Here is a 12,237-nt window from a genome sequence, read left to right on the forward strand (position 1 = left end):
ACGGGGTTTACTTTAGCGGACGGGGGGCTGAGGGCGAAATCCGGTTTCCTCGGGGGGCGGGGCGGTGGTGGTCGAGGAGGATCAGGAGGAGGGAGAGGGCGGCGAAGGCGAGGGCGAGGAGGAGGGCGGTGAGGAGGGTGGCGGGGTAGCCGCGGGTGTCGACGTCGAGGAAGGGATAGGGGTAGCCGGAGAAGGGGCCGCGAATGAGGGCGAAGGCGAAGTAGGCGAGGGGGAGCAGGAGCCATTGGCCGGCGTAGCGCCAGGGGAAGCGGCCGGGGGCGGTGAGCAGGAGCCAGTCGAGGACGACCGTGAGGGGGGTCACGGTGTGGAGGAGCTGGTTGGAGAAGGCGAGGGCGCCGGTGCGGGCGCCCAGGGCCTCGGACTCGGAGAAGTCGCTCGCGTCATTGGCGAGGACGAGGTGGTAGACGAGGCCGGTGATCACGATGCAGAGCAGGACAGCGCCGTGGATCAGCGGGGGGATCGGGGGACGCCGGGTCCAGGTGCGGTACGCGGACCAGGCGAAGGTCAGCGCGATCGCCGCGTTGGTGAGGACCGTGAAGTACGTGAAGACCCGCAGCGGCGGGAAGTGCGCACACTCGATGGTGATTCCCGTCACCGCCGCTGCCGCGATCAGCAGCCGGAAGGCCGCCACGTACGAACGGGGGATTGCAGGCATGCCTCACCGTACGAGACGGCGGACGGCGGGACGGGTCAGCGGCTGGTGAGCGTCAGGAGTGTCGCCTCGGGCGGGCAGGCGATACGGACCGGGGTGAAGCGGTTGGCGCCGCAGCCCGCGGAGACGTGCAGGTAGGACGTGGAGCCGGTGGCCGTATGGGTGGACAGGCCCTTGACGCGGTCGGTGTCGAGGTCGCAGTTGGTGACCAGCGCGCCGTAGAAGGGGACGCAGATCTGGCCGCCGTGGGTGTGCCCGGCGAGGATCAGCGGGTAGCGGTCGGAGGTGAAGGCGTCCAGGACGCGCAGGTAGGGCGCGTGGACGACCGCCAGGTTGAAGTCGGTGTCCGGGTCGGGGCCGCCCGCGACCGCGGCGTAGCGGTCGCGCTTGATGTGCGGGTCGTCCAGGCCGGTGAGGCCGAGCACGGGGCCGTGGTCGAGCTTGAGCTGCCCGCGGGAGTTGCTGAGGCCGACCCAGCCCGCCGCGTCGAACGCGTCGCGCAGCTCGCCCCAGGGGTTGCGCAGGACGCCGTGCGCGGCGCGGTCCTTGCCGTTCAGCCCGTGCTGGCCGCGTGCCTTCTCCACCAAGTACCGGGCGGGATTGCGGAACTTGGGGCCGTAGTAGTCGTTCGACCCGAAGACGTACGTGCCGGGGAACTGCATCAACGGGCCCAGCGCGTCCAGGACTTCGGGTACGGCGGTGGGGTCCGACAGATTGTCGCCGGTGTTGACAACCAGGTCGGGGCGCAGGCCCGCCAGCGACTGGAGCCAGCGGCGCTTCTTGTTCTGGCCCGACACCATGTGGATGTCGGAGACCTGGAGGATACGGATCGGGCGCATGCCCTCGGGCAGCACCGGGATGTCGACGCGGCGCAGGCGGAAGGACCGCGCCTCGAAACCGGCCGCGTACGCCAGGCCGGCCGCGCCGGCCGCCGTCACACCGAGGGGAATTCCGTATCGCGCGCGCATACGTCCATCGTGTCAGAGTCCGGGCCGTACGCGCGCCAAGGCCCCTCGACCGGCGCCGGGCGCACCCTTCAGCCGGGCGCTCCCTTCAGCTGGGCGCACCCTTCAAACGGGCGCCCTTCAGCCGGGCGCACCCTTCAGACAGGAGCCCCCTTCAGCCGGGCGCCCTTCAGCCACGGCGCACCCTGCCACGGCCAGCCGCACAGCCCCCCGACGGGCAGTCGCCCCCCACCTCCCTCGTATATGCGGCGCGACCGCCCCGCAGGGATGCGAAACTCGGCGTATGACCACCACGCTCAAGCAGCGACTGCACGACGACCTCACCAAGGCGATCAAGGGACGCGACGAACTGCGCTCCGCCACGCTCCGGCTCACCCTCACGGCCATCACGAAGGAGGAGGTCGCGGGCACCACCGCGCGCATCCTCTCCGACGACGAGGTGCTGAAGGTGATCACGCGCGAGGCGAAGAAGCGGCGGGAGGCGGCCGAGGCCTTCGCGCAGGGCGGCCGGGCGGAGTCGGCGGAGCGGGAGCGCGCCGAGGGCGAGGTGCTGGCGGAGTACCTGCCCAAGCAGCTCGGGGACGAGGAGCTGACCGCGATCGTCCGGGACGCCATCGCCGAGTCGGGGGCCGAGGGACCGCGCGCCATGGGCGCCGTCATGAAGATCGTCAACCCGAAGGTGGCCGGGCTCGCGGAGGGCGGCCGGGTGGCCGCCGAGGTGAAGCGCCAGCTCGCGGGCTGATCCGCGCACTCATCAAAAGACCTCACGCGTAAGGGGCGCCCTCCCAGGAGGGCGCCCCTTACGACGTCACTTATGCGCGGGCCGACGCCTCACACCTGCGTCGACCTGCGTCGGCCCGCGTCGACCCCTACGTCGCCCCCGTCGTACCCCCCGCCCGGCCGTTCCCGCCGCCTGTGGTCAGGCCGGGGAAGGTCGGGAAGGGGTTGGGGCTGCCGTTGGTGGCGCCGTTGGCACCGGTCGCGCCCACGGTCGTACCCGTCGTCGTACCGCCGTTGGTGCCGCCGCCGGCGGCGCCCGCCGTGATGGCGCCGGTGGTCGTGCCCATCGTGGTGACGCCGCCGGGGCCGTGGCCGCGGCCCTTGTGCTTGTCGTCGGTGTTGGTGGCGTTGCCCGGGTTGTTCGGATCGGGCGACGCCGGGGGGTTCTTGCCCTTGTCCTGGATGTTGAGCGGCACCGTCACGAAGCTGAGCACCGGCTTGCCCTCCAGGGACGCGGAGACGGCGTCCTTCCAGATGGGGGCGGGGCCGTCGGCGCCGTACACCAGCGGGTAGTACTTGCCGCCGATGGTGATGTTCTTCATCTTCTTGGAGTGCTTGGGGTCACCCATCCACACGGCCGCCGCCATGTTCGGCGTGTAGCCGGCGAACCAGGCCGCCCACCGGTCGTCGGTCGTACCGGTCTTACCGGCGGTGTCCCGGCCGTCGTCCAGGTTGGCCGCCTCGCCCGTACCGTCGTCGACGACGCCCTTGAGCATCGTGTTGATGGTGTCGGCCGTGTTCTGCGACATCGCCTGCGAGCAGAGCGACTTGGGCACCGTCAGCTTCTTGCCGCCCGCCGCCGTCACGGACTGGATGGCGATCGGCGTGCAGTAGACGCCGCGGTTGGCGAAGGCGGCGTACGCGGCGGCCACATTGAGCGGCGACACCTCGTTGGTGCCGAGGGTGAGCGAGGCGATCTGGTTCAGCGGCTTGCCGTCGGCGCGGTTGAGGCCCAGCTTGGTCGCCATGTTGACGATCGGGCAGAGCCCGGTCTGGCTCTCGAGCTGGAGGAAGTAGGTGTTGATCGACTTCTTCAGCGCCTCGGGCATCTGGTACGGGCCCACCTCGGACGGGTCCTCGTTGCCCGTCTCGTCGGTGCCGTGGATCGTGTTGTTGTCGCAGGTCGTGACGTCGGGGTACGTCATCTTGTTCGGCGACGGCTCCGACTGGTCCGGCTTGTAGCCCGCTTCGAGCGCCGCGGCGGCCGTGATCGGCTTGAACGTCGAACCGTTCTGGAAGCCCTGGCCGCCGCCCATGTTGGCGTTGACCGAGAAGTTGATCTGCGTCTCGTTCTTGCCGAAGCCGTACGGCTTGCTCTGGCCCATCGCGACGATCTTGCCGGTGCCGGGCTCCACCAGGGTGACGGCGGCGGCGATGGCGTCGCTCTTGTAGACGTGCTTGCTGATGCCGTCCAGCACACCCGCCTGCGCCTTGGGGTCGAGCGTGGTCTTGATGGTCAGACCGCCGGTGTCCCAGGTCTTGGCGCGCTCCTCCTTCGTCTTGCCGAAGGCGGCGTTGGTGAGGAAGGTGTTGCGCACGTAGTCGCAGAAGAAGCCCGCGCCGTTGACGGCGGTGATGCAGCCGTTCTTCGGCGAGCTGACCTTCAGGCCGAGCGGCGCCTTCTGCGCGGTGGCGGACTGCTCAGGGGTGATGTCCTTGAGCTGCGCCATGCGCGCCAGCACCGTATTGCGGCGCTTGAGGGCTTCCTGCTCGTCGTTGATCGGGTCGTAGCGGCTCGGCGACTGGACCAGGCCCGCCAGCAGCGCGGCCTCGGTGAGCGACAGGTTCTTGGCGTGCTTGCTGAAATACCGCTGCGAGGCCGCCTCGACGCCGTACGCCTGCTCGCCGAAGAAGGTGATGTTGAGGTAGTTCTCCAGGATCTTCTTCTTGCCGAGTTCCTTCTCGACCTGGATCGCGTACTTCATTTCCTTGATCTTGCGGCCGATCGTCTGCTGGGTGGCGAGGGCGACCTTGTTGGGGTCGTCGCCCGCCTCCTCCACGAAGACGTTCTTCACGTACTGCTGCGTCAGGGTCGAGGCACCCTGGGTGCCGCCCTCCGACGCGTTGTTGCTGAGCGCGCGCAGGATGCCCTTGGGGTCGAGCGCGCCGTGCTCGTAGAAGCGCGAGTCCTCGATGGCGACGATGGCGCTGAGGACATTGGGGCTCATGTCCTCGATCGGGACGACGGTGCGGTCGCGCGAGTAGACCGTGGCGATCAGGCCGCCGTGCGCGTCCAGGATCTTCGACGCCTGGCTGAGCGGCGGGGTCTTCAGCTCGCCCGGCAGGTCGTCGAAGCCGGCCGCGGTGCCCTTGGCCGACAGGCCGAGCGCGCCCACGGCGGGCAGCGCGATGCCCGCGAGGACCACGCCGGAGAGCACGCTGACGCCGAGGAACTTGGCGGCCTGCTGGGCTGTGCTCAGCCCCCCGCCCGATCGCTTGTGTGCCATGGAGGCAGCCTACGTTGCGATTCCCCGGACGTGCGCCCAACTGTTCGCCTACTCTGTAACGGACAGGGCGCGATCGTCGGGCGCGTTCCTGCCTTCCTTCGTCACTCTTGTGAGTGATGAGAACTGCCCGAAATTCGGCATATGCCGAGGGACTTGTCCCTTATGGCGAGACGATGTGTGCTACTTCGCCTCTTAAGTCCGATATTGGTGCCACATAAGCCCGCCTCACTCCGTTGGGTGATCTCCCGCGCACGCATAGTCCGTTCGGGCCATGCAAGATTGGGCCGGAAAGGGCTGTTGCGCCGCGCCTACCTTCCGTAACGTCCTCAACTGGCAACGGTGAATATGCCGCTTGCCGCCGTGGGGGAGCCTCGATTCGGGAGAGGACGGCGCCAGCATGAGTAGCTGGGTAACCGACTGGAGCACGCAGGCGGCGTGCAGGACCACAGATCCGGACGAGCTGTTCGTCCAGGGCGCGGCTCAGAACAGGGCCAAGGCGGTGTGCACCGGCTGCCCGGTGCGGACCGAGTGCCTGGCGGACGCGCTCGACAACCGGGTGGAGTTCGGCGTGTGGGGGGGTATGACCGAGCGTGAACGCCGTGCGCTGCTGCGACGGCGCCCCATGGTGACCTCGTGGCGCAGACTGCTGGAGACGGCACGCACCGAGTACGAGCGCAGCACCGGCCTCATCCCGCTCGACGACGAGGACGACTACGCCGCCGCGGGCTGACGACCGGTCAGAACCGCACCATCACGTACGGGTCCGGCCCCGCGTCACCGCGCGGTCCGACCTCGCACCACTACGCGGCCGCGGGCCGACCGTCCGCCAACTGCTCGCCGATCGCCCGCAACCCGGTCAGATCGTGTACGTCACCGGGCAGCGCTGTCACGTCCACCATGGGCACCTCCGGGTGGACGGACACAAAGCGGTCGCGCGTGCGTCGTTCACGCGCGACCACCTGCATGCGTTCGGCATGGAGGCGCAGCAATCCGGCGGCCAGCCGTTCGGTACCGGCCGCGGTCGCTGTGCTGGACGTGCTCGCTGTGCTGCCCGTGCTCGCAGTGCTGGACGTGCCTGAGCCGCTGGCGCTCGAGCTGCCGGCGGTGCTTGCCTGACTGGACGCGGAGGCCCGCTGGGAGTCAGCCTTCCCGGTCGGATGATCCACAATGCCGCCGTCCGCAAGATTTTCTTCCAACGCCTCCTCCAGGGCCTCGGCGGCGGCCAGCGCCCGCTCCGCGGTGAGGTGCGCGGCGCCGCTGCCGTGGACGCGGTTGAGGACGAGACCGGCGAGCGGCATGTCCTCGGCCGCCAGGCGTTCCACGAAGTAGGCCGCCTCCCGAAGGGCGTCCCGCTCCGGGGCGGCGACCACCAGGAAGGCCGTGCCCGGCGCCTGGAGCAGCCGGTACGTGGCGTCGGCGCGGGTCCTGAAGCCGCCGAACATGGTGTCCATGGCGGCCACGAAGGTCTGCACGTCGCGCAGCAGCCCGGCGCCCATCACCTTGCTGAGGGTGCCGGTCATCATCGACATCCCGATGTTGAGGAATTTCACCCCGGCCCGGCCGCCGACCTTGGCCGGGGCCATCAGCAGCTTGATGAACTTGCCGTCGAGGAAGGAGCCGAGCCGCTTGGGCGCGTCCAGGAAGTCCAGCGCGCTGCGGCTCGGCGGGGTGTCGACGATGATCAGGTCCCAGGCGTCCTGGGCCCTGAGCTGGCCCAGCTTCTCCATCGCCATGTACTCCTGCGTGCCTGCGAAACCGGCCGACAGGGACTGGTAGAAGGGGTTCTCCAGGATCGCGCGGGCCCGCTCCTGATCGGAGTGCTGGACCACGACCTCGTCGAAGGTCCGCTTCATGTCCAGCATCATCGCGTGCAGCGAACCGCCGGCGGACCGATCGATTCCGGCCACCTCGCGCGGGGTGTTGTCCAGTTCGGTCAGGCCCATGGACTGGGCCAGCCGCCGCGCCGGGTCGATCGTGAGTACGACGGCCGTACGGCCGCGCTCGGCCGCGCGTACGCCCAGGGACGCGGCGGTCGTCGTCTTGCCGACACCGCCGGAACCGCAGCACACGATGATCCGCGTCTTGGGGTCGTCGAGCAGCGGGTCGATCTCCAGCACGGGGCTCTCCAGGCTCATGGGTCAGGCCTCGTCTCCGGTGTCGGTGTCTTCGTCCGGGTGAGCGGCGGATTTCCCGCGGGCGCCGTCCTTGGCGAAGGTGCCGCCGAAGCCCGGCACGGCCTGCTTGCGCAGGCTGTCGGCCAGCCGGTAGAGCCCGCCGAGGTCCACGCCCTCGCCGATCAGCTCCAACTCCCTTACGGGAAGGCCGAGTCCGCCGATCTCGGCGCGCTGCTCGCGCTCCAGGACCACCCGCTCGGCGTGCTCATACGCCTGGGCGAGCAGCGGGTCGACCAGCCGCTCGGCGACCCCGCCGCGCCGGGCGCCGCCGAGCCCGGCCTGGGACAGCGCCTTGGCGACGGCCGTGCGCCGCTTGCCGACGCCGCCACCGCTGCCGCCCGCCGGGAGGTCGGTGACCTGGGCGAGGGCGGCGTCCTCCAGGAGGACGGGGCGCACCATGTTGACGATGACGGCGCCCACCGGCAGCCCGGCGGAGCGCAGGTCCGCGACGCCGTCCATCGTCTCCTGGACCGGCATCTCCTCCAGGAGCGTCACCAGGTGGACGGCGGTCTGCGGGGACTTCATCACGCGCATCACGGTCTGCGCCTGGTTGTGTATGGGGCCCATCCGGGCCAGCCCGGCGACCTCGTCGTTGACGTTGAGGAAGCGGGTGATCCGCCCGGTGGGCGGGGCGTCGAGCACCACCGCGTCGTACACCGGCCAGCCCGCCTTGTCCTTGCGGCGGACGGCCTCGCAGACCTTGCCGGTCAGCAGCACGTCCCGCAGCCCGGGGGCGACGGTGGTGGCGAAGTCGATCGCGCCGAGCTTCTTGAGCGCGCGCCCGGCGCGGCCGAGCTTGTAGAACATGTCCAGGTAGTCCAGCATCGCCAGCTCGGCGTCGATGGCCAGCGCGTGCACCTCGCCGCCGCCGGGTGCGGAAGCGATTTTCCGCTCCTGGTACGGCAGCGCCTCGGTCTCGAAGAGCTGGGCGATGCCCTGCCGCTCCTCCACCTCGGCCAGCAGCACACGCCGTCCCTCGGACGCGAGCGCGAGGGACAGCGCGGCGGCGACCGTGGTCTTTCCCGTGCCGCCCTTGCCCGTCACGATGTGGAGCCTGACGGCGGAAGACTGTTGAGGGCTCACCTTGCGAGCCTAACCACTGAAGGCACCACGTACTCGGGCGGCCGTGCGGTTGGGGTGACGGCGCGATGACCGCCGGGTGTCGATCCGGGGCGGCGGCGCGGGGCCGAACGGGGGGCGCGGCAGTGGTCCGCGGGTGGTCCGCGTACGGTCCCCGCCGGTCGGGGAGCGCCGTGCCGGACGGCCGCCGGGGAGGCACTACAGTCGCCGTATGGCGAAGAAGTGGGAATACGCGACCGTGCCGCTGCTCGTGCACGCGACGAAGCAGATCCTCGACACGTGGGGCGAGGACGGCTGGGAACTGGTGCAGGTCGTGCCGGGGATGAGCCCCGAGCAGCTCGTGGCGTACTTCAAGCGGGAGAAGGCGGCGTGAGCGGCGCCGTCGACGCGCGGCTCGCGGAGCTGGGGCTGACGCTGCCGGACGTGGTCCCGCCGCTGGCGGCCTACCAGCCCGCGGTGATCTCCGGGCGGTACGTCTTCACTTCGGGGCAGCTCCCCATGGTCGAGGGCAAGCTCGCGCTGACCGGCAAGGTCGGCGCCGAGGTCACCGCCGACGAGGCGAAGGACCTGGCCCGCATCTGCGCGCTCAACGCGCTGGCCGCCGTCCGCTCGGTCATCGGTGACCTCGACCGGATCGCCCGTGTGGTCAAGGTCGTCGGCTTCGTCGCCTCCGCCCCCGACTTCACCGGCCAGCCCGGTGTGATCAACGGCGCCAGCGAGCTGCTCGGCGAGGTTCTCGGTGAGAAGGGCGTGCACGCGCGCAGCGCCGTCGGCGTGGCCGTCCTCCCGCTGGACGCCCCGGTCGAGGTCGAGGTCCAGGTCGAGCTGACGGACTGAGTCCGCCGGTCCGCCGCCCGCGGGGGAGGCCCCCGCGGGCGGCGGCTCTCGAACGTCGCGGGGAGGTCCCTGCGGGCGGCGGCTCTCGAACATCGCGCCGGATGGACGTAGCATCCCGCCCATGACCAGGACCGACGGACAGATGTTCCCCGCCTCGTGGCCGGACCGCATCCGGGCGCTGACGAGCGGGGAACTGGTCCCCGTCACGCCGCGGCGGGCGGCGACCGTACTGCTGCTGCGGGACACCGACGCCGGCGGACCGGCCGTCCACATGCTGCGCAGACGCGCCTCCATGGCCTTCGCCGGGGGCGCGTACGCGTATCCGGGCGGCGGCGTGGACCCGCGCGACGAGCGTCCGGTGGGGTGGGCCGGGCCGTCGCTGGAGGCGTGGGCGGCGGCGCTGGGGGCGAGCGAGGCGGTCGCGCAGGCCGTGGTGTGCGCGGCGGTGCGGGAGACCTTCGAGGAGTCGGGGGTGCTGCTCGCCGGGCCCGACCCGGAGACCGTCGTCGCCGACATCACCGGGGCGGACTGGGAGGCGGACCGGGCGGCGCTGGCCGCTCACCACCTGTCCTTCGCCGACTTCCTGGCCCGCCGCGAACTCGTCCTGCGCTCCGACCTGCTCGGCCCCTGGGCGCGCTGGATCACCCCGGAGTTCGAGGAGCGCCGCTACGACACCTGGTTCTTCCTCGCCACCCTCCCGGCCGGGCAGCGCACGCGGGACGTGTCGGGCGAGGCGGACCACACCGTGTGGCTGCCGCCCGCCGAGGCCGTCGCGGGCTACGACCGCGGCGAGCTGAGCATGCTGCCGCCGACCGTCACCACACTGCGCGACCTGCTGCCGTACGCCTCTGCCGCGGACGCGCTCACCGCCGCGGGTGACCGGGACCTCACCCCGGTCCTGGCCCGCGCCGCCCTCGACGAGCACGGCGACGTCGTCCTGACCTGGCCGGGACACGACGAGTTCACCCGCTTCATCCCGGGCACCGCGGGCCCGCTGCCGGACCGGGGCCAGGTCCAGGGTCAGGGCCGGGACCCGGACCCGGCTCAGGACCAGGGCCAGGGCCAGACTCAGGACCAGGACCGGGACCCGGACCCGGCTCAGGACCAGGACCGGCCTCAGGACCAGGGCCGGGCTCAGGACGCGGCGCGGCGCGAGGACCCGGACCGGGCCCAGGACGAGGGAGCGGGCCGATGACCGCCGCGAAGCCGCCCGGCGAGCCGCGGGCCACCATCGGCGGCCGGGCCACCGCCCGCGCCCTGTGCGTGCTGGCGCCCAACCCCTCGGCGATGACCCTGGACGGCACCAACACCTGGATCGTGGCAGAACCCGACTCACCGCTGGCCGTCGTCATCGACCCCGGCCCGCTGGACGAGGGCCACCTCGCCCACGTGGTGGAGGTCGCCGAGCGGGCGGGCAAGCGCGTCGCCCTCACCCTGCTCACCCACGGCCACCCCGACCACGCGGAGGGCGCGGCCCGCTTCGCCGAACTGACCGGCACCCGCGTACGGGCCCTGGACCCGGCGCTGCGGCTCGGCGACGAGGGCCTGGCCGCGGGCGACACCGTCACCACCGGCGGCCTGGAACTCCAGGTCGTCTCCACACCCGGCCACACCGCCGACTCGCTCTCCTTCCACCTCCCGGCCGACGGCGCCGTCCTGACCGGCGACACCGTGCTGGGCCGCGGCACCACCGTGGTCGCGCACCCCGACGGGCGGCTCGGCGACTACCTGGACTCGCTGCGGCGGCTCCAGGCCCTGACGGTCGACGGCGGGGTGGACACCGTGCTGCCCGGGCACGGCCCCGTGCTCACCGACGCCCGCGGCGCCGTCGAGTACTACCTCGCCCACCGCGCGCACCGGCTCGCCCAGGTCGAGACCGCTGTCGAGTCGGGGCTGCTCACCGCCGCCGACGTCGTCTCCCACGTCTACGCCGACGTCGACCGCTCCCTGTGGCCCGCCGCCGAGCTCTCCGTCCGGGCCCAGCTGGCCTACCTACGCGAACACGGACTCATCGATCTGCCATGACACCCACCCCTCCCGCGTCACCCGCCGCCCCTTCGCCCGGACCCGCCTTCGAGCCCTGGTCGCCCTCCTTCGTCGCCGACCCCTACCCGGCCTACGAGGCCCTGCGCGCGGCCGGCCGCGCGCACTGGTTCGAGCCGACCAGGCAGTGGCTCATCCCGCACTACGACGACGTCAACGCCCTGCTGCGCGACCGCCGTCTGGGCCGCACCTACCTGCACCGCTTCACCCACGAGGAGTTCGGCCGCGAGGCGCCGCCCGCCGAGCACGAGCCGTTCACCACGCTCAACGGCAACGGGATGCTGGACCTCGAAGCCCCCGCGCACTCCCGCATCCGCCGCCTGGTCGCCAAGGCCTTCACCCCGCGCACGGTGGAGAATCTGGCCCCCACCGTCGAGCGCCTGGCCGCCGGACTCATCACCTCCCTGCACGCCGACGGCGGCGGCGACCTGCTCTCCCGGGTCGCCGAGCCGCTGCCGGTCGCGGTCATCGCCGAGATGCTGGGCATCCCGGCCGCCGACCGCGGTCTGCTGCGGCCCTGGTCGGCGGCGATCACCGGGATGTTCGAGCTGAACCCCACCGAGGAGAGCGCCCGCCGCGCGGTCGCAGCCAGCGAGGAGTTCTCCGCGTATCTGCACGAACTCATCGCCGCCCGGCGCGCCGACCCCGGCGAGGACCTGATCAGCGCGCTGATCGCGGCCCGCGAGGACGGGGACGTGCTCAGCGAGCAGGAGATGATCTCCACCATCGTGTTGCTGCTGAACGCGGGCCACGAGGCCACGGTCAACACCACCACCATCGGCTGGCTCACCCTCTTCCGCCACCCCGACCAGCTCCAACTCCTCTACGACGCCCCCGACCGGCTGCGGGACGGCGTGGACGAGATGCTGCGTTACGACACCCCCTTGCAGATGTTCGAACGCTGGGTGCTGGACGACATCGAGGTCGGCGGCACGGTCATCCCGCGCGGCTCCGAGGTCGCCCTGCTCTTCGGCTCCGCCAACCGCGACCCGGCCCGCTTCACCGACCCCGACCGCTTCGACGTCACCCGCCCCGCCGCCGACAACCGCCATGTCAGCTTCGGCGCGGGCATCCACTACTGCCTCGGCGCCCCGCTGGCCCGCCTCGAACTCGGCGCGTCCTTCGGCACCTTCCTGCGCCAGGCGCCCGGCCTGCGGCTGGTCGCCGAGCCCGCCTGGAGCCCCGGCTACGTGATCCGCGGACCGGAGGAGCTGCTGGTCACCTGGTGACGGCGCGGA

Annotated in this window: 11 protein-coding genes and 1 pseudogene; 7 read left to right on the forward strand and 5 right to left on the reverse strand. The window is 71.5% G+C overall.

What is annotated here, in order from left to right; translation table 11 throughout:
- Positions 1-7: 7 nt before the first annotated feature.
- Positions 8-676, reverse strand: coding sequence for a Pr6Pr family membrane protein (locus ABZX65_RS07910; protein ID WP_355336096.1), 669 nt, complete (start codon positions 674-676; stop codon positions 8-10).
- 35 nt (positions 677-711) lie between these two features.
- Complete coding sequence (locus tag ABZX65_RS07915; RefSeq protein WP_355336098.1) at positions 712-1,641, reverse strand: metallophosphoesterase; 930 nt, start codon at positions 1,639-1,641, stop codon at positions 712-714.
- Positions 1,642-1,921: 280 nt separating this feature from the next.
- Here ABZX65_RS07915 and ABZX65_RS07920 point away from each other — a divergent pair, with 280 nt between their 5' ends.
- Positions 1,922-2,380 (forward strand): GatB/YqeY domain-containing protein, encoded by a 459-nt coding sequence (locus tag ABZX65_RS07920; RefSeq protein ID WP_355336100.1) that lies wholly within the window; start codon positions 1,922-1,924, stop codon positions 2,378-2,380.
- A 127-nt stretch (positions 2,381-2,507) separates the two neighbouring features.
- Here the strand turns inward: ABZX65_RS07920 and ABZX65_RS07925 are convergent, their stop codons facing one another.
- Positions 2,508-4,865, reverse strand: coding sequence for a transglycosylase domain-containing protein (locus ABZX65_RS07925; RefSeq protein ID WP_355336102.1), 2,358 nt, complete (start codon positions 4,863-4,865; stop codon positions 2,508-2,510).
- Between the two features lie 397 nt (positions 4,866-5,262).
- On the opposite strand from ABZX65_RS07925, the gene ABZX65_RS07930 reads away from it, so the two are divergent.
- Positions 5,263-5,595, forward strand: coding sequence for a WhiB family transcriptional regulator (locus ABZX65_RS07930; protein WP_093716024.1), 333 nt, complete (start codon positions 5,263-5,265; stop codon positions 5,593-5,595).
- Between the two features lie 70 nt (positions 5,596-5,665).
- Here ABZX65_RS07930 and ABZX65_RS07935 read toward each other — a convergent pair whose 3' ends face one another.
- Positions 5,666-7,000 carry an ArsA family ATPase gene (locus ABZX65_RS07935; protein ID WP_355336104.1) on the reverse strand — a complete coding sequence of 445 codons (1,335 nt, stop codon included), beginning with the start codon at positions 6,998-7,000 and terminating at the stop codon, positions 5,666-5,668.
- Positions 7,001-7,003: 3 nt separating this feature from the next.
- On the reverse strand, positions 7,004-8,122 hold the full coding sequence (locus tag ABZX65_RS07940) for an ArsA-related P-loop ATPase (protein WP_355336106.1): 1,119 nt from the start codon (positions 8,120-8,122) through the stop codon (positions 7,004-7,006).
- 208 nt (positions 8,123-8,330) lie between these two features.
- Here ABZX65_RS07940 and ABZX65_RS07945 point away from each other — a divergent pair, with 208 nt between their 5' ends.
- The 5 genes and pseudogenes from ABZX65_RS07945 (at position 8,331) to ABZX65_RS07965 (ending at position 12,228) form a co-directional block, all read left to right on the forward strand.
- A complete protein-coding gene (locus tag ABZX65_RS07945) occupies positions 8,331-8,492 on the forward strand; it encodes a DUF4177 domain-containing protein (RefSeq protein WP_188284144.1) in 162 nt (53 codons plus the stop codon).
- Positions 8,489-8,956 carry a RidA family protein gene (locus ABZX65_RS07950; RefSeq protein WP_355336109.1) on the forward strand — a complete coding sequence of 156 codons (468 nt, stop codon included), beginning with the start codon at positions 8,489-8,491 and terminating at the stop codon, positions 8,954-8,956. The genes ABZX65_RS07945 and ABZX65_RS07950 overlap by 4 nt, the downstream gene beginning before the upstream one ends.
- Before the next feature lie 121 nt (positions 8,957-9,077).
- A pseudogene (locus tag ABZX65_RS07955) lies at positions 9,078-9,932 on the forward strand (NUDIX hydrolase); the annotation flags it as partial.
- A 215-nt stretch (positions 9,933-10,147) separates the two neighbouring features.
- Entirely contained in the window at positions 10,148-10,981 is an 834-nt protein-coding gene (locus ABZX65_RS07960; protein ID WP_355336111.1) for an MBL fold metallo-hydrolase, read from the forward strand.
- A complete protein-coding gene (locus ABZX65_RS07965; protein ID WP_355336113.1) occupies positions 10,978-12,228 on the forward strand; it encodes a cytochrome P450 in 1,251 nt (416 codons plus the stop codon). The genes ABZX65_RS07960 and ABZX65_RS07965 overlap by 4 nt, the downstream gene beginning before the upstream one ends.
- Positions 12,229-12,237 lie beyond the last annotated feature (9 nt).

The sequence above is a fragment of the Streptomyces sp. NPDC003300 genome (genome assembly GCF_040610915.1).
Lineage (GTDB): Bacteria > Actinomycetota > Actinomycetes > Streptomycetales > Streptomycetaceae > Actinacidiphila.

What these genes read in the sequence shown, in the direction of transcription:
- ABZX65_RS07910 (WP_355336096.1), bottom strand. Translation starts at nt 676, where the DNA reads ATGCCTGCAATCCCCCGTTCGTACGTGGCGGCCTTCCGGCTGCTGATC.
- ABZX65_RS07915 (WP_355336098.1), bottom strand. Translation starts at nt 1,641, where the DNA reads ATGCGCGCGCGATACGGAATTCCCCTCGGTGTGACGGCGGCCGGCGCG.
- ABZX65_RS07920 (WP_355336100.1), top strand. Translation starts at nt 1,922, where the DNA reads ATGACCACCACGCTCAAGCAGCGACTGCACGACGACCTCACCAAGGCG.
- ABZX65_RS07925 (WP_355336102.1), bottom strand. Translation starts at nt 4,865, where the DNA reads ATGGCACACAAGCGATCGGGCGGGGGGCTGAGCACAGCCCAGCAGGCC.
- ABZX65_RS07930 (WP_093716024.1), top strand. Translation starts at nt 5,263, where the DNA reads ATGAGTAGCTGGGTAACCGACTGGAGCACGCAGGCGGCGTGCAGGACC.
- ABZX65_RS07935 (WP_355336104.1), bottom strand. Translation starts at nt 7,000, where the DNA reads ATGAGCCTGGAGAGCCCCGTGCTGGAGATCGACCCGCTGCTCGACGAC.
- ABZX65_RS07945 (WP_188284144.1), top strand. Translation starts at nt 8,331, where the DNA reads ATGGCGAAGAAGTGGGAATACGCGACCGTGCCGCTGCTCGTGCACGCG.
- ABZX65_RS07960 (WP_355336111.1), top strand. Translation starts at nt 10,148, where the DNA reads ATGACCGCCGCGAAGCCGCCCGGCGAGCCGCGGGCCACCATCGGCGGC.
- ABZX65_RS07965 (WP_355336113.1), top strand. Translation starts at nt 10,978, where the DNA reads ATGACACCCACCCCTCCCGCGTCACCCGCCGCCCCTTCGCCCGGACCC.